This is a genomic window from Winogradskyella echinorum, assembly GCF_014297365.1.
Lineage (GTDB): Bacteria > Bacteroidota > Bacteroidia > Flavobacteriales > Flavobacteriaceae > Winogradskyella > Winogradskyella echinorum.
On the sequence record NZ_JACOQD010000004.1, the window covers coordinates 89,289 to 114,828 of the forward strand.

20 protein-coding genes are annotated in these 25,540 nt (G+C 32.0%); 11 read left to right on the plus strand and 9 right to left on the minus strand.

What is annotated here, in order from left to right:
* The first annotated feature begins 97 nt into the window (after window positions 1–97).
* From H8K90_RS13620 to H8K90_RS13635, 4 genes are all read left to right on the plus strand, one after another.
* The gene (locus H8K90_RS13620) at window positions 98–622 is read left to right on the plus strand and encodes an inorganic diphosphatase (protein WP_186846547.1); all 525 of its coding nucleotides are present in this window, start codon (window positions 98–100) and stop codon (window positions 620–622) included.
* A gap of 148 nt (window positions 623–770) precedes the next feature.
* Window positions 771–3,191, plus strand: coding sequence for a sodium-translocating pyrophosphatase (locus H8K90_RS13625; protein ID WP_186846548.1), 2,421 nt, complete (start codon window positions 771–773; stop codon window positions 3,189–3,191).
* Between the two features lie 150 nt (window positions 3,192–3,341).
* Entirely contained in the window at window positions 3,342–5,153 is a 1,812-nt protein-coding gene (locus H8K90_RS13630) for a peptidase associated/transthyretin-like domain-containing protein (RefSeq protein WP_186846549.1), read from the plus strand.
* 123 nt (window positions 5,154–5,276) lie between these two features.
* Window positions 5,277–5,708 carry a carboxypeptidase-like regulatory domain-containing protein gene (locus tag H8K90_RS13635; protein ID WP_186846550.1) on the plus strand — a complete coding sequence of 144 codons (432 nt, stop codon included), beginning with the start codon at window positions 5,277–5,279 and terminating at the stop codon, window positions 5,706–5,708.
* Window positions 5,709–5,746: 38 nt separating this feature from the next.
* Here H8K90_RS13635 and H8K90_RS13640 read toward each other — a convergent pair whose 3' ends face one another.
* From H8K90_RS13640 to H8K90_RS13665, 6 genes are all read right to left on the minus strand, one after another.
* On the minus strand, window positions 5,747–7,303 hold the full coding sequence (locus H8K90_RS13640) for a M20/M25/M40 family metallo-hydrolase (protein ID WP_186846551.1): 1,557 nt from the start codon (window positions 7,301–7,303) through the stop codon (window positions 5,747–5,749).
* Window positions 7,304–7,418: 115 nt separating this feature from the next.
* The gene (locus H8K90_RS13645; protein ID WP_186846552.1) at window positions 7,419–10,208 is read right to left on the minus strand and encodes a TonB-dependent receptor; all 2,790 of its coding nucleotides are present in this window, start codon (window positions 10,206–10,208) and stop codon (window positions 7,419–7,421) included.
* A 101-nt stretch (window positions 10,209–10,309) separates the two neighbouring features.
* Complete coding sequence (locus H8K90_RS13650; protein ID WP_186846553.1) at window positions 10,310–11,224, minus strand: GLPGLI family protein; 915 nt, start codon at window positions 11,222–11,224, stop codon at window positions 10,310–10,312.
* A gap of 93 nt (window positions 11,225–11,317) precedes the next feature.
* Window positions 11,318–12,175 carry a GLPGLI family protein gene (locus tag H8K90_RS13655; protein ID WP_186846554.1) on the minus strand — a complete coding sequence of 286 codons (858 nt, stop codon included), beginning with the start codon at window positions 12,173–12,175 and terminating at the stop codon, window positions 11,318–11,320.
* Between the two features lie 118 nt (window positions 12,176–12,293).
* Window positions 12,294–13,163: a GLPGLI family protein gene (locus tag H8K90_RS13660; protein ID WP_186846555.1), complete on the minus strand. Its 870-nt coding sequence runs from the start codon at window positions 13,161–13,163 to the stop codon at window positions 12,294–12,296.
* A gap of 12 nt (window positions 13,164–13,175) precedes the next feature.
* Window positions 13,176–13,853: a hypothetical protein gene (locus tag H8K90_RS13665; RefSeq protein WP_186846556.1), complete on the minus strand. Its 678-nt coding sequence runs from the start codon at window positions 13,851–13,853 to the stop codon at window positions 13,176–13,178.
* Window positions 13,854–13,978: 125 nt separating this feature from the next.
* Between H8K90_RS13665 and H8K90_RS13670 the strand changes: the two genes are divergently transcribed.
* From H8K90_RS13670 to H8K90_RS13685, 4 genes are all read left to right on the plus strand, one after another.
* Window positions 13,979–15,514: a sensor histidine kinase gene (locus tag H8K90_RS13670; RefSeq protein WP_186846557.1), complete on the plus strand. Its 1,536-nt coding sequence runs from the start codon at window positions 13,979–13,981 to the stop codon at window positions 15,512–15,514.
* A complete protein-coding gene (locus H8K90_RS13675) occupies window positions 15,504–16,187 on the plus strand; it encodes a response regulator transcription factor (RefSeq protein ID WP_186846558.1) in 684 nt (227 codons plus the stop codon). Before H8K90_RS13670 ends, H8K90_RS13675 begins: the two co-directional genes overlap by 11 nt.
* Window positions 16,188–16,248: 61 nt before the next feature.
* Window positions 16,249–17,031, plus strand: coding sequence for a hypothetical protein (locus H8K90_RS13680; protein ID WP_186846559.1), 783 nt, complete (start codon window positions 16,249–16,251; stop codon window positions 17,029–17,031).
* Between the two features lie 3 nt (window positions 17,032–17,034).
* Window positions 17,035–17,649: a deoxynucleoside kinase gene (locus tag H8K90_RS13685; RefSeq protein WP_186846560.1), complete on the plus strand. Its 615-nt coding sequence runs from the start codon at window positions 17,035–17,037 to the stop codon at window positions 17,647–17,649.
* Here H8K90_RS13685 and H8K90_RS13690 read toward each other — a convergent pair.
* Window positions 17,646–18,650: an App1 family protein gene (locus H8K90_RS13690; RefSeq protein WP_186846561.1), complete on the minus strand. Its 1,005-nt coding sequence runs from the start codon at window positions 18,648–18,650 to the stop codon at window positions 17,646–17,648. The genes H8K90_RS13685 and H8K90_RS13690 overlap by 4 nt on opposite strands.
* Window positions 18,651–18,833: 183 nt before the next feature.
* Between H8K90_RS13690 and H8K90_RS13695 the strand changes: the two genes are divergently transcribed.
* Window positions 18,834–21,359 (plus strand): S9 family peptidase, encoded by a 2,526-nt coding sequence (locus tag H8K90_RS13695; RefSeq protein ID WP_186846562.1) that lies wholly within the window; start codon window positions 18,834–18,836, stop codon window positions 21,357–21,359.
* Window positions 21,360–21,626: 267 nt separating this feature from the next.
* On the opposite strand, the gene H8K90_RS13700 is transcribed toward H8K90_RS13695, so the two are convergent.
* Together H8K90_RS13700 and metK are read right to left on the minus strand one after the other, a co-directional pair.
* Window positions 21,627–22,100 (minus strand): hypothetical protein, encoded by a 474-nt coding sequence (locus H8K90_RS13700; RefSeq protein ID WP_186846563.1) that lies wholly within the window; start codon window positions 22,098–22,100, stop codon window positions 21,627–21,629.
* Window positions 22,101–22,239: 139 nt separating this feature from the next.
* On the minus strand, window positions 22,240–23,496 hold the full coding sequence (gene metK / locus H8K90_RS13705; RefSeq protein WP_186846564.1) for a methionine adenosyltransferase: 1,257 nt from the start codon (window positions 23,494–23,496) through the stop codon (window positions 22,240–22,242).
* A 363-nt stretch (window positions 23,497–23,859) separates the two neighbouring features.
* Between metK and H8K90_RS13710 the strand changes: the two genes are divergently transcribed.
* Both H8K90_RS13710 and H8K90_RS13715 read left to right on the plus strand, forming a co-directional pair.
* Window positions 23,860–25,065 (plus strand): polysaccharide lyase family 7 protein, encoded by a 1,206-nt coding sequence (locus tag H8K90_RS13710; protein WP_222611361.1) that lies wholly within the window; start codon window positions 23,860–23,862, stop codon window positions 25,063–25,065.
* 32 nt (window positions 25,066–25,097) lie between these two features.
* On the plus strand, window positions 25,098–25,508 hold the full coding sequence (locus H8K90_RS13715; RefSeq protein WP_186846566.1) for an RrF2 family transcriptional regulator: 411 nt from the start codon (window positions 25,098–25,100) through the stop codon (window positions 25,506–25,508).
* Window positions 25,509–25,540: the final 32 nt, after the last annotated feature.

Genomic DNA, 25,540 nt, shown 5'->3' on the forward strand with positions numbered 1-25,540 from the left:
ATTCATTGCAAAAATCAAACAATACGTTATATTTGCACCCACTGAAGAATAGAAATATAACCTACTGATAATTACAGTAAAACAAATCAAATAGACCATGTCAAAAACAGAATTAACCTTTGATGTTTTAATAGAAATTCCGAAAGGAAGCCGTAATAAATACGAATACGATTTTACATTAAATAAGATACGTTTCGATCGTATGTTATTTTCATCTATGATGTATCCTGGAGATTATGGTTTTATTCCAGAAACTTTAGCTTTAGATAGTGATCCTTTAGATGTACTGGTTTTAGGTACAGAACCAACATATCCTATGGTAGTAATGGAGGTGAGACCTATAGGAGTGTTTCATATGACAGATGAAAAAGGACCAGATGAGAAAATTATTTGCGTACCAGTATCAGATCCTATATGGAGTAATAACAGAGATATCAGTGATTTAAATCCTCATAGATTAAAGGAAATTGAACATTTTTTTCAAGTATATAAAGATTTAGAAGAAAAGAAAGTAGATGTTGGTGGATGGGGAGATGCAGATGAAGCTGTAAAAATCTATCACGAATGTGTTAAGCGTTATGATGAAAGTGAACACAAAAAGAAACGCACGTTTACCATATAATTATAGATATTGTAGAAACAACATATTTATATAGTATTTAAATAAGAGAAAAGCAATATTGAGTAATTAATATTGCTTTTTTCGTAATATTTGATTGAATTTACTACTTTTGCCCAGCTAAAAATAAATCGAAATAAATATTTATAATATGGAATCAATGATGATTTACATGCCAATAGCGTTGGCACTTTTAGGGTTAATTTACATGCTTGTAAAGCAATCTTGGGTTATGAAACAAGATGCTGGAGATGGTAAGATGAAAGAAATTTCAGATCACATCTACGAAGGTGCTTTAGCTTTCTTAAATGCTGAATATAGGCTACTTGCAATTTTTGTTGTTATTGTAGCGGCATTATTAGCAGTGGTATCATTTGTTGTGCCAACAACTCATTGGTTAATTGTTATTGCTTTTATATTTGGTGCTGTGTTTTCGGCATTCGCTGGTAACATCGGTATGAAAATAGCAACAAAAACCAATGTTAGAACTACACAAGCTGCACGTACAAGCTTGCCAAATGCACTAAAAATATCTTTTGGAGGCGGTACTGTAATGGGACTTGGAGTTGCAGGTTTAGCTGTATTAGGTTTAACAATATTCTTTATCATATTTTTCCATGTGTTTATGGACGGTGTTTGGACAAATACAATGGATATGACCATAGTATTAGAAACACTTGCAGGTTTTTCACTTGGAGCAGAGTCTATTGCCTTATTCGCAAGAGTAGGTGGTGGTATTTACACTAAGGCTGCAGATGTAGGAGCCGATTTAGTTGGTAAGGTAGAAGCTGGTATTCCAGAAGATGACCCTCGTAATCCTGCTACCATAGCAGATAACGTTGGTGATAATGTAGGTGATGTTGCAGGTATGGGAGCTGATTTGTTTGGATCTTATGTTGCAACAGTTTTAGCTGCAATGGTACTTGGTAACTATGTGATTAAAGATATGGGTGGAAATATTGGTGAGGCCTTTGGAGGTATTGGTCCAATATTATTACCAATGGCAATCGCTGGTGCAGGTATTATTATTTCCATTATCGGAACTATGTTGGTGAAAATTAAAAATAATGATGCTAAAGAGGCTCAAGTAATGGGAGCTTTAAACATAGGTAACTGGACTTCTATTGTTTTGGTTGCAGCTGCATGTTTTGCATTGTGTATGTATATGCTTCCTGAAACTATGAAAATGAATTTCTTTGGGGAAGGCTTACAAGAAATTTCTTCAATGCGCGTATTCTATGCTACTTTAGTAGGTTTATTTGTAGGTGCTATGATTTCTTCTGTTACTGAATACTATACTGGTTTAGGTAAAAAACCAATTTTAAATATTGTACAACAATCATCTACAGGTGCAGGTACAAACATAATTGCTGGTTTAGCAACAGGTATGATTTCTACATTCCCTTCAGTATTATTATTTGCTGGCGCTATATGGGCATCTTATGCTTTTGCAGGATTTTATGGAGTTGCTTTAGCAGCTTCTGCAATGATGGCAACTACCGCAATGCAGTTAGCTATTGATGCTTTCGGACCAATTTCTGATAATGCAGGTGGTATTGCAGAAATGAGCGAACAAGAGCCAATCGTTAGAGAGCGTACAGATATTTTAGATTCAGTTGGTAATACAACTGCTGCAACTGGTAAAGGATTTGCTATTGCTTCTGCAGCTTTAACGTCTTTAGCATTATTTGCTGCATATGTAACCTTTACAGGTATTGACGGAATTAACATATTTAAAGCACCAGTATTAGCTATGCTATTTGTTGGTGGTATGGTGCCAGTAGTATTCTCTGCATTAGCAATGAATGCCGTTGGTAAAGCAGCTATGGAAATGGTAGAAGAAGTACGTCGTCAATTTAGAGATATTCCAGGTATTATGGAAGGAACTGGGAAGCCAGAATATGACAAATGTGTAGCAATTTCTACACAAGCTTCTTTAAAAGAAATGATGCTACCAGGTTTATTAACTATTGGTTTTCCATTAGTAATAGCTTTTGTGCCAATGTTATTTGGTATGAGTCATATTGCCATAGCTGAAATGTTAGGTGGTTATATGGCTGGTGTTACAGTATCAGGTGTACTATGGGCAATCTTTCAAAACAATGCTGGTGGAGCTTGGGATAACGCTAAGAAATCTTTTGAAGCTGGTGTTGAGATAAATGGAGAAATGACTTATAAAGGATCCGATGCCCACAAAGCAGCCGTAACAGGTGATACTGTTGGAGATCCATTTAAAGATACATCTGGCCCTTCAATGAATATATTAATTAAGTTAACATGTCTTATTGGTTTAGTTATTGCTCCAATCTTAGGTGGTCATACTGATGATACAGCATTAGCTAATAATTCGGATGAGGTTAATATAGAGATGACGGTAGAGTCTCAAGATATAGCTAAAGCAACAGTTGATTTTTCTACCATAAAAAATGGTGAGAAAGTTATGGAGACCATTGTTTTTGAAGGTACACAAGCTGAAGTAGAAAAAGAATTAAAAGCTTTTGAAGCAAGTTTGAAAAATCAAACGAATGATATTAAAAAAGAAATTGAAAAAGTTGATATAACTAAACAATAAGCTTAATACAATAACTGTTAAAAACCCTCATATATTATTTATGAGGGTTTTTTGTTTTATAATATGAAGTAGGAATTTAATAATTTAAGCTGTTATATATAAAAGAGTCAATATATTTTGACTACCATCAATTTATTAAACCAACACTTTATGAAAAACATTAAAAAATTCCCCAATCTTATTTTAATGCTTCTATTTGCTTTAACTACTATAACATCTTGTGAAAAGGATGATGGCAATTCAGGAGATCAACAACAAGAAATTATACCAGATACGTTTTCAGAATATTTTGGAAATCAAGTTTCAAGAAATTTCTTGGGTAATGTAATTGATATAAATAAAAATCCTATTGAAGGTGTTACAGTAACAATTGGTAATGAAACTGCCACTACAGACAGTAATGGTGTATTTATGATTAATAATGCAAACGTAAAAGAGCGTTTTGGTTATGTTAAAGCTGAAAAAGCTGGTTATATCCATGGCTCTCGAAGTGTTGTTCCTTCTAATGGAACCAATAAAGTGACTATTATGCTGCTGGAAGCTACAGTTGCAGGTACAATAAATAGTGGTTCTGCCGAAACGGTTTCTATGGGTAACGGAAGTTCAGTGAGTTTTGACGGTAATTTCGTTAAGGCTGATGGTTCTGAATATTCTGGCACAGTAGATGTAATTATGCACCATTTAGATCCTGCGGATGACGATATGGCTGTGCAAATGCCAGGTATGTTATATGCTGAAAATGAAAATGGAGCAGAGCGAATGCTTCAAACGTTAGGCATGTTAGCTGTAGAATTAAGAGGCACAAATGGTGAAGACTTAAATTTACCAGAAGGTTCTTCTTCTGAAATTAAAATTCCTGTCGATGCTAGTTTAATGGGTATAGCACCTTCAACTATTCCACTTTGGTATTTTGATGAAGTAAATGGCTATTGGAAAGAAGAAGGACAAGCAACTTTACAAGGAAATATGTATGTTGGTACAGTAGCCCATTTTTCATTCTGGAATTGCGATATACCAGCAGAGGCTATAACACTTTGTGTAACAGCCACAGATGAAGACGGTAATATTTTAAATAATTTATATACAAGTATTACAAGTGCCACTTTTGGGTCTCGTGGAGGCTATATTAACGATAGTGGAGAAGTTTGCGGTTTTGTACCAAGTGGTGAAACTTTAGAGTTAGCTATTTTTAGTTATGATTTCTGTGGAAGTGAGCCTTTATATTCTCAAGTTATAGGACCATTTTCAGTGGATTCTAGTATTTCAGTAGTAGTACCTTATAGTACAGACATTATTGCAGAAACTGTTATTGGAAACTTTAATACTTGCGATGGTAATGCGGTAACTGATGGTTATGTGCAATTGCGTTATGGTTACCAAACATTTATAGATGCTGTTAATGATGGTACATTTGAAATTAATATGTTACGTTGCGAAGATGACAATACCTTTAATATAAAAGCGAGCGATTACGTAAACTTACAGACAACAGATAGTATTAGTTATACTTTTACAACTCCATTAACTAATATTGGAACGATAAGTGCCTGTAACTCTATAACTGAATTTATACAATACTCTATTGATAATGGAGATAGTGTTATTGTATTCGAAAACATTTACGCTAATTTTTATCCTGATTCGCCAAACTATAATGGTCCAGCCGTTAATATTGGAGGTTCAGGAAGTGATGGTAATTGCTTTTATATGGAAGGCAGGCTTTCGGAAGAACCTTACGAAGGAACTTACGATTTTTTTGATTGGAATGATAATACTGATACAGGTTTTAATATTGCTGAATGTATTAACATGTCTAATATTAACAATAATGTAACTTACAATTTAACCACTATTGGCCAAATAGGTGAATATATAGACGTTAATTTTAGTGGCTCTTACGAAGATTATGATGGGAATCCACATACAATTTCTGGTGTAGTTCATGTTTTAAGAGATAACTAGCCAAACGTTAAATAAATAATAAATAGCCTTCAATTTTTTGAAGGCTATTTTATTTGTAAGACTTTTAACGCAACCATTTAGAGATTTTTACATCTTATAAGTGAGAATTATCATCAATCAGTTATGAAATCAATCAAATCAATTTCTATAGTCCTAGCTATATCTTTTCTTAGCATATCTGCTTGTATAAAAAGTAATGCTTCTTCAGATGAAAAGGAAGAGGTTGACAGCCTTAATACCTTATCAGAATATTTAGGTGAAAAAATTGAAAAAGATTTTGAGGGTAATGTTGTTGATGACGAAGGAAACCCACTAAAAAGCGCTATTATTATAATAGGTGGCAAATCTACGATGACTAACAGTAATGGAGCTTTTACAATTAAAGAGGCTACTATCAATACAAATGCTGCGTTTTTAAAAGTTAAAAAGGAAGGTTATAAAGACATCTCTAGAAGTATTGATGATGCCTCTAACAATATATCAATTATACTATCTAAAATAGATGAGCAATGTTTATTTTGGTTTTGTAGGCATAACCATTCATTACTTAATTAATAAATAAAAAAGCCTTCTCAATAAAGAAGGCTTTTATTTTAATTTCTACCACCATCACGTTGTGGTGAGCGAGGTGAAGGCCAAGTACGTTGTTTCCCTGTTCTAGGATTCATAGGTAATACAATTTTTTCTCTTGATGTGGTTTCATCATCTTCAGAAGCCATATAGGCTAAAATTGCAGTGAGAATAGCATTGTTTCTAACATCATCAAAAATTATTTTGTCGTAAGTATCTCTGTTAGTGTGCCAAGTATAATTCCAATACGACCAATTTAAAGCACTTAAATTAAACGCTGGTGCACCTGCGGCAACAAATGAGGCATTATCAGAACCTCCACCACTTGGATTGCCTGGGAAATTAGTTTCAATATGTTTTGTAATATCTCTAGGTACTGCATATAACCAACTCGATAAATAGTCATAAGCATGTAGAAAACCGGCACCAGAAATATTTACAACACGCCCTGTACCATTATCTTGATTAAACAGTGCTTGTACATTCTTTACAATTTCAGGATGATCTTCTACAAAAGCTCTAGAGCCATTAAGTCCTTGTTCTTCACTTCCCCAATGACCGACTAAAATTGTACGTTTTGGATTAGGATAGTATTTTTTGAGTAGACGCATGGCTTCCATCATAACTAAGGTACCTGTGCCATTATCTGTAGCTCCAGTTCCACCATCCCACGAATCGAAATGTGCAGAAAGAATAATATATTCATCTGGCTTCTCAGAGCCTTTTATTTCTGCAATCGTATTAAATGTAGGTATACGTCCTAATTCTTTAGACTTGGCAACTACATGCAATTTTGGTGTATTACCAGATTCTGCTAAACGGTATAACATTCCATAATCTTCAAGTTCTAAATCTACCGTTGGAATCTTCTTAGTCCGAGCACTAAAAATTTTGTTTACACCAAAGCCTCTAGACCAATAACTTGCAACAATGCCAGCGGCTCCTGCGTCCTCCAACACTGTTATAATTGACCTCGTGTTATAGCCAGTTCTACCAATATTTTCTCTCCACTCTTTAGATTGTGCGTTGCGTTCATCTTTCATTTTTTCAAATGAGTCTTCAGTTGCAAATTCTTCCCAGTTATAATCAGGACGACCAGTTGGTTGTTTCATGGATACTAATACAAACTTTCCTTTTACATTAGGCAACCATTTTTGAAATGACAATGAATCTTTTATGTTTTCAGGTAGTGTTATTACATCTGCTGTAACTCCTTTGTCTGATGTGCTAGGATTCCAAGCGAGTTGCATACCTCTAAGGGATTGCACTCTTGGTGAAATCATATCAATATGAGTAATGCCACGTTCCCAGCCACGCCATTCTCCCCATTTTTCATTTCGAGCCGTAACTCCCCAAGATTTATATTTTGCAACAGCCCAATCGTGTGCTTGTTGCATTTGTGGTGTACCTACTAATCGTGGACCTATGATATCTAACATTTCGTGTGCTAAAGGTTCTAGTTGTGAGTTTTCATTGGCTTCTTTAATTATACTTTCAATAACTGGATTTTTGTCTTGCGCATTTAAACTGCTAAAGCAAAAGCCTAATGCTAAAACAGTGGTGATTAATAATTGTTTCATTTTTAGTTGGTTTTGGGTTTTAAATTACAATTTTTGAGTGACACTTTATGTTAAAAAATAAAACCCATTAGTATTAAATCTACTAATGGGTTTTTTAAATAAAGTATTTTGTTTTTTACAATGAATAAGTCAATCTAAAAGTTACAAATCGTGGTTGAACAAATGTTTCTGAACTATATACAGAAATTGCGCCTGCACCATTGTTAATATTAGAATCAATATTTAATAAGTTAGACGCTCTTAATGAATATTCCCATTTTGCATCTCTATCTTTTCTATATCTTAACGAAGCATTCCATGTTCTAAACGTATCAATTTGTCCGTTGCTATCTTGTTCTGTATAACTAAAGTCTGTTAAAAAAGTAACTGAATCCCAGATGTAAGCATCAAACTCTATTGATGGAGTATTTGTTACAAACTTAGTTGTATTGGTTCCTTGATCATTATTTCTAACAGTATAACCATATTTCAAACTAACATTTGGAGCTTCTCTAAAATTGGTACGTAACTCAGGTGTAAATCCGTGTGTATAGCTTTCATTTAAAGTTCTACTTCCTTGTACAAACTGATTGCTCTTACTGTAGTTGAAGTTTCCTCTAAGACTAGCTCTTAGCTTACCAAAAGTACGTTGAACACGGCCAGAAGCTGAAAGACTTTCGTCTGCAAAGTTAGAATTAAAATATGTGCTTGTTCTAATTACATTGTCGAAATCAGTGAGAGTTCTAATTTGATCAATGTTTTTACTATAATTAACAAATGCAAATACATTGGTGTAATTAAAGAGATTAAAGCTAAAATAACTCAAGTTTACATTATGTGATAAAGCATTTTGTAATTCTGGATTACCATATTGAATACTATTGTAATCATTTAATACTAAACCTTGTGCTAAATTAGTTACATCTGTAAATGAATTACGCATATTATAACGTAACGTTAGGCTTTCACTCTTTTTAAATTGAATACGTGTTTCAAAATCTGGTAGTATTCTAAAGAAATTGTCTTCGTAAGTTTCACCAAATTGTGTGTTTTTGTTTCCATAAGCATGTAATGAAAATCCTGGGGTAAATGTAAATTTACCTGTCTTCAATCTGTAATGTACACCTAAATAAACATCGCTAAAATTATACTGAGTATCGTTTACGTTAACAAAGTCATTACCATTATCATCTTGTCCTGTAGGAGTTGGATTAACCGTAGAACCATCATCTAAAAATTGAAAGATATTAGAATTAAAATCTTGTCTGCTTAAAATAGTACCTAGAGTTAAGTTAATATTACTCTTGGTGTTTAAGATATTATAATAATCTAGTTTAGCATCTAATTGATTAGATTTTACACGCCTTTCTTGATTTAGATTATACCCAAATTGATCTTGGTCTAGGCCTAAGCCTGCAGCAGTATTATCAAAAGCATCTCTGTTACTAGGGTCTGGATCATTATTATTTGTTGGATCGTTAACTAATTGGGCATTATAAAAAGGATCTTCGTCTTTTATTAAATGTTGAGCTTCAAAAGCAAAAATATTATTTTCATTTAGCGTGTAATAGTAATTTATATTTTGGTTTATGCTAAAAGGCTTTGCTTTGTTTAACTGATCTGTATTACCAACAACAGAAGAAAATAAGTTTTGTTTTTCTTCGTCATCAGAAATTCTAGCCAATACATCGTAATTCAATTGATTGTTAACATTTGGCTTGTAACTAGCACTTAATTTAGCAAGGAATTGATTAGTTGCTTCTTTACCTGTTTGTGCAGTAGCTTCGTCTGGTGGAAGACCTAAAGACTCATCTTCTGGTGTACTTGGGTCATCAGCTATTTCAATATAATCTACAAAACTTTCTTCTCTTGTGTTTAGTCGACTGCTTTTATAGATTATAAAACCACTTAAGTCTAAAGCTTTATTAGGTGAATAACTAAAGTTTGTTGCCCCTAGTTTAGTGATAACTTCTTGCGCATTGGAGATATTTGTTAGACCGCTTAGTCCATTGTCACCTAAATTAATACTGGTTCCACTATTGTTACTTGGAAGCCTAAACCCACCACCAAAATTTCGTATATCTCTGTTAGTTAAAGCGACTTCACCAATATTATTAAAATCACCAATTAGGTTGATACTGTATTTAGGACTGTAATAAAATAATTTTGGTTGTGCTAAATATAGCTCATCATTTGGGGAAGGAGCTACACCACCACCAACGGTAACATCACCAAACCAGAAGTTTTCTTTTCCTTCTTTAAGCTTAATGTTTATTGCCACATTATCTTGGTTGTTTTGTACACCACTTAATTGACCAACTTCAGCATAATTACGTAATACTTGTATTTTATCTACGGCATTTGAAGGGATGTTTTTTGTTGCTAATTTAGTATCTCCATCGAAAAAATCCTTACCATTTACCATCAATTTGCTTACCTCTTTTCCTTCAACTTCTATTTTACCATCTGCATTAATTTCTACTCCTGGTAACTTTTCTAGGACATCTTCTAATTTTCGTTCTGAGCCATTTTTAAAAGAATCTGCATTATAGATCAAAGTATCTCCTTTTATAGTTACTGGCATATCATAAGTCAGTTCTACGGCATCTAAAGAATTATCTGGTAATAATGTAAAATCTTTATTAATATCTACTTCTTGAGTTGTTATAATCTCTTCTTTGGTTTTTAGGCCAATGTAGCTTACTTGTATTTTATATTTACCGTTTTTTCCTAGAGACAATACATATTTACCTTGTTCATTAGTAGTAGCAAAAGATTCTAATGCCTTTGTATCTTCATTAATAGCAATAATATTGGCAAGTTCTAAAGGCGCACCTATACTGTCTTTTACAACACCTTGCATCTTAATTTGAGCAAAGGAACTTCCTGCAACTACTAAGCATAGTAGTATTAATAATTTTTTCATCTGTAACTGTTTGGTTTATTAGATTGGTTATACTTAGTGAAGACTAAGTAAAGTTTTAAGAGGCTTTAAGGATTTTAAAACCTCTTTATTAAATTTAAGTCTTAATTTCTACGACCTCCGCCACGGCCTCCACGACCACGACCACCATACATCTCTTGCATTTCTTTCATTTTCTTGGCAATGATTTCAGCATACTCTTTTTGAGTTACTTCATCACCTTTTTTTGGTTTGTCAATATCTTCTTTTTCTTCAGGATTCATTACAATTTTAGTACAAAGTATAGTAGTTCGGTCTGCATTAACTTCTAATATTAAACCAGGTAAACCCCAATAATCACCAGGTCCTTGGTTAATTGGTATTTGTGGTGTGTACCAAGCTACAACTTCTATGGTTTTTGGAATCTCTAGTTCATCTAATGTATTATTAGAATCTGTATCAGCTTTTTCTCCTGTTTTTGTAGAATCTTTAGCTTTATCGTTTTCTTTCTTTTGATCATTGTCTCTTCCTCGTCTTCTAAAGCTAGTAAAATCTGACTCGTCTATAGCTTTAGTAGCTGTGGCTTTAAAAACAGTATACTGACCAATTTGTTTTGTTTCAGTGCCCATTTTCCACTCAAGGTCTTTGAGCTCATCTTTTATTAAAAACTGTTTGCCAAAAAACTCTTGTTCTTGTAATGCTTCCTTAGATTTTACGTTTTTGTATTGAGGACCTCCAGTCATAGAGCCAAAACCTCTAAATCCTCGACCTCCGCCTGGTGCTTCTAATTTTTCCTCTTCTTTGTAAATAGACTCTTCTTTGTTAAAAGTTAGTACGTATTGCTTTTCTAAAAAGCTTTTCATACGATCTTGCATTCTCTTTTTTTGCTCAGCACTCATTTGTCCACCACCAAATTGATCCATATCTATTGTTGTTTTAGACATGTAATAAGCTTTGCCTTGAAAATCTTGAGCAAAAGCTATAGAACTAAAGCATATAGTAAAAAGTAATAATGCGAGTTTTGAAACTGATTTCTTCATCTTTATAGTTGAATGTTAATTTGTTTTGTTGAGAGTAAGACTCCAAAGATGATAGAAAGTTAAATTGACTTTAGTTAAACTTATGTTAATAAATTAACCTCGTCGTCTACCACGATTGTTGCGGAATTCTTGCATTTTTTCAACAACAGTATTTTGATACTCTTTTTTGGTAACAATCTTTCCTTTTGCTGGTGCCTCAATCTCAGCTTTTTCTGCAGGATTTAATATTATTTTAGAGCATAGCATTGTAGTATTACCAGCACTAACTTCTAAAATTAATCCAGGCAGTCCCCAATATTCTAGCGGACCATGACCAACAGGTATTTGCGGTGTGTACCAAGCTTCTACTTCGGTAAAATCAATTGGTTTAGTGTTTTCAATTTTAACACCATTAGAATCTGCTTTTTTCTCATTTACATTTCTCAATCTATCCCATGAAAAATTATACCATGTTAGTTCTTTTGTTGGGATGGAAGCTGTTGCCTTAAAACAAGTATATTTTCCAATTTCCTTAGTTTCTGAACCTAGATTCCATTTTATAGCTTGCAGTTGATCTTTAACTAAAAATTGTTTTCCGTAAAATTCTTGACTCTGAATCTGCGAATTTATTTTTACATTTTTATATTGTTTGCCAGGTGCAAAGTTTTTTCCCCAAGAATCAGTAGCACCAGAAATAGCATCTAATTTCTCATCTTCATAAAATATTGATTCTTCTTTATTAAAATTAAGAATATATTCCTTTTCGAGTCTGTTTTTCATTCGAGCTTCAATTTGTTTCTTTTGCTCTTCACTTAATCTTGCTCCCCAATTACCAAGTTCCATTTTCGATTTAGAAATATAAATGGCTTGCCCTTGAAATTCTTGATCATCTCGATTTTTAATTTGATATGAATTTGTGGAAAATAAAACTATAAATGTTAGAACACTTATTTTTAATAAAATTGTTTTCATGGCTTAGTTAGTTTTGTTTAACAAAATTAACTAAAAATTAAACAAAATTATTTAGTTTATTAAAATATTAACACTAAGTGTTTTATTTTCAGCTTTCTAAAAGGTATATATGAAATAGTTAGCCACCAATTCTAATTTCAATGCTTTCACCATTTCTACTACCTTTTCTAGGTGCATAACGTTCCATCATTTCCTTTGTTTTTTTCTCCATAATTTCGTCGTACTTTTTTTGGTTAACAGTTTTACCCTTAGTAGGTTCTTCAATAGAAATTTTCTCTTCAGGATTTAATACAATTTTGCTACAGATTATGGTGAGTTTACCATCATGAATTTCTAAAATTAATCCTGGTAAACCTTGGTACATTGCTGGACCATTGTTTACAGGAACTTGAGGTGTATACCAAGCAGTAACAGTTCGCTCAATCATTTCAGGTTCTTTATCCTCTCCTTTTTCTTCTTCATCTTTTATGGTTGTAACGCTATTAGAAAATGATCTAGGCTTTTCCACCATTTTAGTATAGGTGGCCTTATAACATTGATATTCGCCTATATATTTAGTATCTGCCTCTAGTTTCCAATCTATTTTTTCGAGGTCATCTTTTACTAAAAAGAGTTTGCCCATAGTATCTTTATGGTCTGCATAACGTTGGTCTTTTGTGTTTTTATATAACACATCAGTTCCGCCTCCACCTCCAAAAGATACTATCTGAAATTCACCTCCCATACCAGTTTGTGGTTTATCTAAACTAACTTCTTCTTTATACAAGGACTCTTCTTTATTAAAGGTAAGATTGTATGTTTTTTGAAATTGTTTTTTCATCATTTCTATCATCTTGGTTTGCATCTCATTATTTACTTGAGTGCTATCCATTTTAATATCAATTTTACGTTGTGTTTTGTAGGTTGCTACTCCCTGGAAATCTTGAGCTGACGTCGTAATTGTTATCAAAAGTAACATTATTACCAAATGTGTTTTGTACTTATTCATAATTGATTTGTGTTATTTATTTGTTCGATATTCTCCTTTTTTTAATGCCAATAAACCTATTTTTTTTCTTTCAAAATTGGTGCTGTCTATATTTTCTATAATCGGTGGCGCTATCGTATTTGTCTTACTATCATATTCATCTCCTGTACCATACAGTTGATGTTTTCCAAATGCTTTTTTTCTCATGTTATCTACATACATGGCATATTTTATAGGTTCCATTCTTTTTGCCTGTACTTCTTTCAATAGAATATCTTGCATCTTCACAATAGTCTTTTTGGGTGTATGAAATAAAAATACCATTGGATCAACCATTGAATCTAGTTGGGTTTTGCTAAGCCATCCATAATCTACAACTATTTCATAAAGGCGATTAGTATTGTCTAAATCAATCTTATTTTGGATATTCCATAAAGAGTCTTTTTGTTGCTTTGAAAGTTCAGATTTATGTGATTGCTTAAATGCAATATAGTTTTCGGTTGTTAATTCATTCAAACTATCTATTAGTTTTTTGTCTAATGATCCTGCTGAAAGAAAGGATCTATTATACTGATCTTTTTGTAACATGTCTTGTAACTCAGAAATCAATTCTTGTTTTTTAAGATCGGTTAAAGGTTCTTTAGTTTTTGAATTACTTGAACAAGACAAAATGGTACTTAACAAAATTGTCACTAAAATTATATTTTTCATAAAATCAATTTTTGGTATTTGTTGTTTTTCAAATATCCAAAATCAAATGCATTACAAATGTTATCTTGTGTTAACGTGTGTTAACCAATTATGACGAATAGGTTTTAACACCCTATATTTGATATATGACCATTAAAAACATTAATTGGATTTTATATAGTATTGCTGTTACGATCATAATTACTATTGCTGTGCAGTTCTACTGGAATTATAAAAATTATCAAAGCAATAAGCAACGTGTTACAAATGAGATACAATTTAGTTTAGATAATGCTCTAGAGGAATATTATGCTGAAATTGCTAAGACTGATTTTTTAACAATAATCAATACTGATTCAGATACAGCTATTTGGCAAAATAGCTTAAAAGATACAATTGAAAGTCAGTATACTACTATCAATAAGAAAACAACGATAAAAAATGATTCTATTTTATTTAGTATAAAACACGAACTAAATGAACAGTTAATTTCAGAAAATAAAGAACCAATAGACAGTATTATTGGTTATACACAATTTAGCGAGCCTAACAAAGGTTTCCATTTAGAATATGGTAAAAACATTAGTGATGTTCAAGTCTTAAAAGGCAAAAAGGCTTTTGATAGTTTAAAAGTTTTACAGAGAAAAATTGGATCAATTCTTATTTCTATAGATCGAGATACATTAGAATATAGTAAGATTGATTCTCTAATAGACATTCAATTTAAACAAAAAGATATTTCAGCCCGTTATTCGTTAATGCACTTAGAGGGAGATTCAATAGTGCATCAATCTAATAAAAAATTAGATTCTCAATCCGCTTTATCAGTCGTTTCAAAATCTACCTATTTAAAATCTAACGAAAGCATAAGGCTGCAATTTGAAAACCCATTTAACGATGCAATGAGGTTGAGTTTTTCTGGTATTATAATATCATTTTTACTTTCTATTGCTATTATATCTTGTTTATTTTATCTGCTCAAAATAATAAAGCACCAAAAACAATTAGCCGAAGTGAAGAACGACCTTATAAGCAATATTACACACGAGTTTAAAACACCAATTGCTACCATTGGTGTGGCATTAGAGAGTATTAATAGTTTTAATGCCATTGAAGATAAGGAGAAGACAAAAAAATATATTCATATGTCTTCTCAGCAATTAGGAAAACTAAATGTTATGGTTGAGAAATTATTAGAAACCGCAACTTTAGATAGTGATAATTTAGAACTGAATAAAGAACCTATTGATGTAGTAGCATTGGTTAATGCTTTGGTAAATCGATATAAAATTCAATTTCGGGAGAAAGTATTTAATTTAAGCTTCAAGGTTGAAAGTTTAGAGGCTTATGTTGATGTCTTTCATTTTGAAAACGCTTTAAATAATATTTTAGATAATGCAGTTAAATATGGTGGAAACATTATTTCTATAGATTTAATTCCAAAAGCAAATATGTTTAATGTCTTAATTTCAGATAATGGTAATTCATTAACCAAAGGTAATAAAGAACGCATTTTCGAAAAATTTTATCGCGTACCAAAAGGGAATACTCACGATGTTAAAGGATTTGGAATTGGACTTTACTATACAAAGACTATTATTGATAAACATAATGGCTCAATAGCATTAGATTTAAATAAAAATGTAACGACCTTTAAAATTACGCTTCCAAATGGCAGATAGCATAAAATTAGTATTAGCTGAAGATGAAGCAGCATTAGGACAAATTATAAAAGAGAGTCTCGAAACCAGAAATTTTGAGGTTATTTTGTGTGATAATGGTGAAAAAGCATTTGAGGCTTATAATTCTCAATCACCAGAAATATTGGTTTTAGATGTAATGATGCCAAAAAAGGATGGTTTTACTTTAGCAAAAGAAATAAGGGCTATTGATGATACAATTCCGATTATATTTTTAACTGCAAAATCACAAACAGCAGATGTTGTTGAAGGTTTTTCTATCGGTGGAAACGACTACCTTAAAAAACCTTTTAGCATGGAAGAACTTATTGTTAGAATACATAATCTTATTAGTAGAACTCAGGTGCAAAAAACATCTAAAATTTTAGAAATAGGTAATTATACTTTCAATTTTCCTAAACAAAACTTACAGTTTAAAAATGAAGAAGTTTTACAATTAACTCACAGAGAAGCACATCTATTATTTCATTTAATAAAAAATAAAAATCGGGTTTTAGATCGCTCTTTAATACTCAACAAACTTTGGGGAACAGATGACTTCTTTTCTGCAAGAAGTATGGATGTCTTTATTTCTAAACTACGCAAAAAGCTTAGGAAAGATGAAAGTGTTCAAATTATAAATGTTCGCGGATTTGGTTATAAATTAATTGTGTAGAGAAATATTGAAGCTACACCTATATTTATATTGGTGCAATTTTTGTATTTTTCTAGTTCGTATGCAAAAGATAGTAGTTTTCTTTTTTTTATTCAGTTTTTCTTTAGTTGCTCAAGAGCAAATAAAAGCTAGTATAAAAGACTCAACAATCTTTAAGGCTGATAAGATTTTTGGTGTTGACACCTTTGGTACACTTTATTATACCACTAAGAATAATACGTTTCATAAAAAAACAAAGGACACCATTATTACTTATTCTAATTTTCAATTAGGTGAAATTACATCTGCAAATACATTTAATTCTTTAAAAATAAATCTGTTTTACAGTGATTTTAATACGGTTATAATTTTAGATAATCGTTTGGCTGAAATCTTCAAAATAGATTTTAATACAATTTCTCCATATAAGAATATAAGTTTTGTTTCTACAGGATTTGATAATACACTTTGGGTTTTCAATCAAGATTTACAGCAGCTAGAATTGTATGATTACAAAACCAATAAAACTAGACTGAAAACAGTACCAGTTCAGTCTAACATTTTGGATTTAAAAAGCGATTATAATAACTGCTATATGCTTACAGAAAAGTATTTGTATATCTATAATTATTTTGGAAGCTTAATTTCTAAATTTAAAAATGAAGGTTACGAAAGTTTGGCTTACAGTAAGGCTCATCTTATATTAAAAAAAGCAGAACAGCTATATGTTTTACCTAAAAATGGTACTGAAATCCAAAAGATTGAGCATCAAAATTTGTTAATAAATCAGTTTTTGGTAACCAATGAAACCTTGTATATTTACGACAGCGAAACGCTAAGACAATACCAATTAAAAATAGAATAAAATATGCACATTGCTGTTGCAGGAAATATAGGAGCTGGAAAAACTACGCTCACCAAATTACTCGCTAAACATTATAAGTGGGAAGCCCAATTAGAAGATGTTGTTGATAACCCATATTTAGACGATTTTTATAATCAAATGGAACGTTGGAGCTTTAACTTACAGGTCTATTTCTTAAACAGTAGATTTCGCCAAGTCAATCAAATTCATGATAGTGGTAAGGACATTATACAAGATAGAACTATCTATGAAGATGCTCATATTTTTGCACCAAACTTGCACGCAATGGGTTTAATGACCAATCGCGATTTCGAAAATTATTCTTCACTATTTGAGCTTATGGAGTCTTTTGTAAAAGGACCAGATTTATTAATATACTTACGTAGTTCAATTCCTAATTTAGTAGCACAAATTCATAAGCGTGGACGTGACTATGAAAATACAATTAGTATTGATTATTTAAGCAGATTAAATGAGCGTTACGAGGCTTGGATTACAAAATATAATAAAGGAAATCTATTAATAATAGATGTAGATGATTTAGATTTTGTTGCTAACCCGGAAGATTTAGGAGGAATCATCAATAAAATTGACGCTCAGATCAACGGTTTGTTTTAATCAATAAAACCATTTTTTCTGGCATGGACTATAGCCTGATTACTGTTTTCTACGATTAATACAGGTGTTGTTTTATAGTTTTCAATAAGTCCTTTTACCCTAATCATTTTCTTTTTGTGTTTAACACTACGAAGATAAATGGCTAAAATACGATCTGGAAACTCCTCGGCAATTTCCATATAAATATCCGGATCATGTTCTCCGCTATCTCCAATTAAAATAAAAGGTAAGCTAGGATATGTTTTTAATAGATTGAGGATTTCTTTTTGTTTTTGAGGCTTTTCCTCTTTTGATTTTTTTCTAAGGAAATTATTAAGACTCCTCAATAAGATAGGACCCTTAGGAAAATTATTTTGCCTTAAAAAAAGTTCTAAATAACGATACAAATTCCAAGGACTATGACTGACATAAAATATTGGATTGGCATTATTACCAGAAATACCTCTGTGCAGTTTATGATAAAAATCTGCAGCACCTTCTAAAGGTATTCTATTCTTAGCATGTTTAAAAATAGAATTATATATTACTTTCCATTTTAGTATAGAGACTACTCCTGTATGTAAAATGGTGTCATCGATATCGCTGGCTACACCAAACTGAGCTTTGCTAGATGGGATTAATAATTCTCCAGGAAACCTATTTTGATTTTGTATGGTGCGTTTAATATTAACACTATTGTAAGAGAGTTCAAAAGACAACCAACCTTCTTCATTTGCAAACGCTTTTAAATTTTCGATGTTTTCTTCAGCGACAAAATAACCATGATCATCAGTAGTTACTTTAATGATTTTACCACTAGGTAATTTTACATCTAATCCAACATGTTTAATTTCATCTGTTTCAAAACGTTTCCAAGTATTTACAATTAGATGCCAAATGTGCTGTTCTTCTAAATCAATAGATTCATCTTCTAGTGCTCTACCTCTTGCATAAAAATGTGAGTCTGTTCCGTAACTCTGAAATGAAATAATTTGTAATGGGTCTTTTTTAAACCAGCTCAAACTTTAAAAGTATTAGAGATTTCAAGATACTAAAATCTGTAAAAGTTAATAGCAACTTATCCATAAATGTTAAATATTTCTTTAAATTTTCTTAAGATACAGTTGATGAATCTATATGCATAATTAGATTTACTACATTAGTAGCTAAATTTAATTAGTATCCTAACTCAAACCAACTCAAAAATGAAAAAAATAATTCTATTGCTCTTTTTAGGGCTCACCTTTAATTTTGGTATTGCCCAAGAAGATAGTAGTACTTTACCAAAGCCCAATTACAGAGCAGCTGCTAAATTTTCTCCTACTAATTTAGGGAAGCTGGTTCATTCTACTTCTGTAAGGCCACATTGGTTAAAAAACGGTAACCGTTTTTGGTATCAGTACAAAACTACCGAAGGTTCAAAATACTATATTGTTGATGCAGATAATAGAAGTAAAAAAGAACTATTTGATAATGAAAAAATGGCACAATGGTTAACTGAAATTACCAAAGATCCTTATGATGCTAAACACTTACCACGTTTTAATTTTAAGTTTGTTAAAAACGAAACTGCTATTAGATTTTATGTAACATCAACTGAAAAAGTAGAGGAAGTTAAAGAAGAAGAAAAGGATACAAAAGAAACTGAAACAGACTCTACAAAAACTAAGAAAAAGAAAAAGGGTAAACCTAAAATGGTAAATAAAGTTTATCATTTTGAATATAAACTTGGAAGTAACTCTTTAACTGTCTTAGATAACAAAAAGAAAGAAAAAGAAGATTGGAAAAGATGGGCAAATATAGCGCCAGATAGTTCTATCGTATTATTTTCTAAACATTACAATTTGTATTGGATGGATAAAGAAAATTTTCTTAAAGCAGTAAAAAATGAAAAAGATACTACTATAGTTGAAAACCAATGGACAACTGATGGTGAAGAGAATTATGGCTATGGTGGTAGAAGTTGGGGAGAAAACAATGAAACTAAAATAAAGGATAAAGATAAACGAAAGTATGTTGGCGGTATCTGGTCGCACGATTCTAAAAAGTTTGTATTCCAAAGGCAAGATTCTAGGCACATTGGTGATCTATGGGTTATAAATACTACATCTGGTAAACGTCCAACACTTGAAACGTATAAATATCATATGCCAGGCGAAGATGATTTTTATAAAACAGAGCTTCATGTGTTTGATATGCCCTCAAAAAGTAGTATCCAAGTTAAGTTAGATACTGTAAAGCAACAAAGTGTTCAAGTGTATAGAGCACCTCGAAAAAAATCGAGTTATGATGATGATTTTAGTCCATCGTTACTGTTGTCTAAAAAAGGTAAAATCTATTTTAATACCATAAGTAGAGATCGTAAAAAGCTAGATATCTGTGTAGCCGATATTAACACAGGCGAGGTAAAAGTGTTAATTGAAGAGCGCTTTAATACCTATATAGAATCGCGTCCACTAGTATTATTTAATAATGAAACAGAAATGTTGCATTGGGCAGAGAGATCTGGTTGGGCACATTATTATTTGTATGATACTGATGGCAATTTAAAAAATCAAGTTACTAAAGGATCATACCATGTAGAAAGAGCAATTGGTGTAGATGAAAAATCTCGTACACTATATTTTACAGCGCATGGTATACCTAACGATGAAGACCCATATTATGAGCATCTTTACAAGATTAACCTCAATGGAGGTGGATTAAAAGCTCTTAATCCAGGAGATTACAACACCAGTAGCGACATGGCAGATTCTAATCGCTTTTTTGTAAACAATTATTCTAGAGTTAATACAGTGCCTAAATCTGAGTTAAGAAATAGTGCTGGTAATGTGGTTATGCAATTAGAAGAAGCAGATTTATCTCAATTAATGGCTGCAGGATATAAATTCCCTGAACCCTTTAAGATGAAAGCAGATGATGGTATTACAGATATTTACGGTGTTATTTATAGACCATTTGATATGGACTCTACCAAGAAATATCCTTTATTAGAATATGTTTATCCAGGACCGCAGACAGAAGCTGTGAATAAATCGTTTTCTGTAAGAATGGATAGATTAGACCGAATGGCACAAGTTGGATTTATTGTGGTAACCATGGGTAATAGAGGAGGGCATCCAGATCGTTCTAAATGGTATCACAATTATGGCTACGGCAATCTAAGAGATTATGGCTTAGCTGATAAAAGACATGTGGCTGAGCAATTAGCAGATAAGTACAATTATATTGATATTGATAAAGTGGGTATTTATGGTCATTCAGGTGGAGGCTTTATGTCAACTGCAGCAATGCTTGTATACCCAGATTTCTTTAAAGCTGCAGTTTCTTCTGCTGGAAATCATGATAATGCTATCTATAACAGTTGGTGGAGTGAAACTCACCATGGTGTAGAAGAAGAGAAAGATGCCGATGGTAATGTAAAATATAAGTACATGATTGATAATAATCAGTCTTTAGCTAATAACCTTAAAGGAAAACTAATGTTAATTACTGGTGATGTAGATAATAATGTGCATCCTGGTGGAACCATAAGAATGGCAAATGCTTTGATTAAGGCGAATAAACGTTTCGACTTTATGCTTATGCCAGGCCAACGTCATGGTTTTGGAAATATGACAGAGTATTCGTTTTGGTTAAGAGCAGATCATTTTAGTAAACACTTTTTAGGTGTTGAAGCATCTAGTGTTGATATCACAGAAATGAATAGAGACAAGCCTAAGAAAAAATAAGTGTTAATTTTTTAGGTATAAAAAAACCACGTTGTTTCCTAAGTAAAGTCGATGGATAACAGCGTGGTTTTTTCTATTATATAATTTTTCTATGTTTTAAGTAGCTTTTATCTTATGGACATAAGCCATTTTTTTCTAAGTAAATTATTTAACCTCTATTGTGGTAGACAAAGTATTTATATTGTTAAGATTTATAACTTGTAGTATCTCGTATATTCCACAAAAAAAAACTAAAGCCTTCTCAATTGAAAAGGCATTTTGATTTTATTATTCATCTCTTAACACATGTAAAGCACCAGTTATAGAATGTTGATTTAAATCACCATTTAAAAAAGTACCACTGAAGTTTACATCAATATATTCACCTGGTTCTCCCCAATTATTTAAAGTGAAGACAATATCTTGCAAATTAGTAATACCCATTAAGCATGGACGAGTAATAAAAAAACCGGTGTTTATAGGAGCTTCACCTGTAACAATATATGTGTCATATTCACCTAAATTATAAGGGTCAGGTAAAAAACCATATAGAGTAAAACAATTATCTTGATCTCGGATGTATAATTCATTTGGATTATAAGTCGCTGATATATTTTCAGTTATGAGTACGCTATCTTCGTCGTCAATGGTATATTCTATATATTCTGGCTCATTGTCTTGAATGTCGTCTTCAGTCTCACATGATATAAGTAATGAAAGAACTACGAGAAATATTGTTGAAGTAAATTTTGTTGGTTTCATAGCGGTTAGTTTATTTAAAGCAATTTTGGTATAAATCATAGAAAGGTTCAATAAAATTTGTTGGATTTATTACTTAATATAATAAAAAAACCCTTATAATCATATTATAAGGGTTTCTAGGTTTGTAAAATTAAAATTTTTAAATATTAAAAGCAGTTTTTACCTTATCAACATAATCTAATTTTTCCCAAGTGAATAATTCTACATCTAAAGTAATAGGATCTCCATTGGGTTGCTCAAATGTTTTATTTACAATTTCATGTTGTCTTCCCATATGACCATATGCTGCTGTTTCGCTATACATAGGTTGACGTAATTTTAAACGACTTTCTATAGCAGCAGGTCGCATATCAAAAATTTCTTCTACTTTTTTTGCAATTTCACCATCAGTTAAATTAAATGGACAAGTACCGTAAGTATCAACAAAAATCCCCATAGGTTCCACAACACCAATAGCATAAGACACTTGGACTAAAATTTCTTCACATAAACCTGCAGCAACTAGGTTTTTGGCAATATGTCTCGTTGCATAGGCTGCACTACGATCTACTTTACTTGGGTCTTTACCAGAGAATGCTCCACCACCATGTGCACCTTTTCCTCCATAAGTATCTACTATAATTTTACGACCTGTTAATCCAGTATCTCCATGAGGACCACCAATAACAAATTTACCAGTTGGGTTAATGTGGTATTTAATGTCGTTATTAAATAAGGCTTGGATAGCTTCAGGTAATTTAGCAACTACTCTTGGCATAAGAATAGTAACAATGTCTTTTCTAATTCTGTCTAGCATTACTTCGTCTTTGCTATCAAAATCGTCATGCTGTGTAGAGACGACGATAGCATCAATACGCTGAGGTGTATTATTATCGCTATACTCAATAGTAACCTGACTTTTAGAATCTGGTCTTAAGTAAGTAATATCCTTGTTTTCGCGACGTAATGCAGCTAATTCTTTTAAAATTCTATGCGATAAATCTAAAGCTAACGGCATGTAGTTTTCTGTCTCGTTTGTTGCGTAACCAAACATCATTCCTTGGTCACCAGCGCCTTGCTCTTCTTTAGAAGCTCTATCAACACCACGATTAATATCTTCAGATTGCTCGTGTATAGCAGAAAATACTCCACAAGAATTACCATCAAACATATAGGCACTTTTAGTGTAGCCTATTTTATTAATCGTATCTCTTGCTATTTTTTGCACATCGAGATATGTATTAGATTTTACTTCTCCTGCAAGTACAACTTGTCCTGTAGTTACTAAGGTTTCACAAGCAACTTTAGATTCAGGATCAAAAGCTAAAAAATTATCAATTAAAGCATCACTTATTTGGTCTGCTACTTTGTCTGGATGTCCTTCTGAAACACTTTCCGACGTAAATAAATATGGCATAAATCCTAATTTAGGTTATAGTTAATAAGGAAAATTATGATTACAAGGTCGCTAGAGAAGTACAATACTTACTGCTTTAGCATTTTTTTTATTCTGAATTGTTTTCAGAATAAGAGGTTGCAATCAGACAAATTTTTCCTCTTAAATTATTGGTGCAAAAGTAGAAAAATTAAATGGAAAGGAAATTTTTTTCCTTTTTTTTGTGATTTAAATTATTTAATAATTATCAATATGTCTAAAATGTTTAAATTAATTAAGGAAACTAAAGAGAATTATGAAAGTTTAAAATTGTTTAATTTTGAATTCTAAATTCGTTAGGTTTTGTATTCCTATAACATGATTATACTTTTGAAAAAATATATTATGAAGCCATTTTATATAGTTTTTACTTTTTTAGCGCTAACATTTATATACAGCTGTAGTTCTAAAGATTCTAACGACGATGTATCTATAGATAGTTTAGAGCTATCTTCTATTTCAACCTTTTCTGCAAATCAAGAACTGCAATCGGTAACTGTAACGTCTAATGTAAGTTGGGTAGTAAGTGTAGATGCGGACTGGATTACCACTACTCCCTCAAATGGAACTGATAATGGTATCTTTGGTATTTATGTAGAGGCAAATCCAACAGAAAATAGTCGTGAAGGTATAGTTACAGTTTCTGGTAGTGGTATTTCGAGAACTATGACTGTTATACAAGCAGGTGGAGAAGCACAAAATAATGAATTAGATCCAAATAAAGCGCCTTCAGAAAACTTTGATTTATCTACTTGGAAATTAAATACACCTGAGAATAATGGTAGTGGTTTTTCTAAAACTATTTCTGTTGCAGAAATTAATGCAGGTTATGAAAACAGTAACTATTTTTATACTGGTAATGATGGTGGTATGGTTTTTAAATGTCCAGTAGCTGGCTTTACAACTTCGGCTAATACAAGTTATACAAGAGTAGAATTACGTGAAATGCTAAGAGGTACTAACACAAGTATAAGTACACAAGGTGTTAACGGAAACAACTGGGTTTTTGGTTCTGCTCCTGCTTCAGATATAAATGCTGCTGCAGCATATGATGGTGAAATGAATGCCACCCTTGCAGTAAACCATGTAACAACAACGGGGAGTAATAGTCATGTAGGGCGTGTTATTATAGGGCAAATACATGCCAATAATGATGAGCCTATTAGACTTTATTATAGAAAACTACCAAATAATTCACTAGGTTCTATTTACTTTGCTCACGAACCTACCGATGGAAATGGAGATGAACAATGGCACGAAATGATAGGTTCCAGAAGTAATAGTGCTTCTAATCCTACTGACGGAATAGCACTTGATGAGATATTTAGCTATAACATTAAGGTTGTTGGCGATATTTTAACCGTTACAATTATCAGAGAAGGAAAGGATGACGTTGTTAATACTGTAAATATGGTAAATAGCGGTTTTAATGTTGGTGGTCAATATATGTATTTTAAAGCTGGACTTTATCAAGCTAACAATACAGGAAATGACAATGATTATGTGCAAGCCACCTTTTACGCTTTAGAAAAATCACACACAACAAATTAGTATTTAGTTTTTAAAATACGTATAATAGACTAATGTTATCTAAGAAAACCAAATACGGAATAAAGGCCTTAGTTTATTTAGCGAAACAAGAGAATCGAGCTCCTGTTCAGATTTCTGTTATTTCTCAATCAGAGAATATTTCTAGAAAATTTCTAGAAAGTATCTTATTAACGCTTAGAAAAAATGGTGTTTTAGGTTCTAAAAAAGGAAAGGGTGGAGGATATTACTTATTAAAAGATCCTAAAAATATTCCTATGACAGATGTTATGCGACTTCTCGAAGGACCGATAGCTATGGTGCCATGTGTTAGCCTTAATTTTTATGAAAAATGTGATGACTGCCCAGATGAAAACGCTTGTGCAGTTCATAAAATTATGCTTAAAGTGCGTGATAACACTTTAGAAATTTTCAGAAATACCACCTTGGCTGATTTATCAAATTAGTAGATTCTCAATTTTTTACATTTATTTTTTCG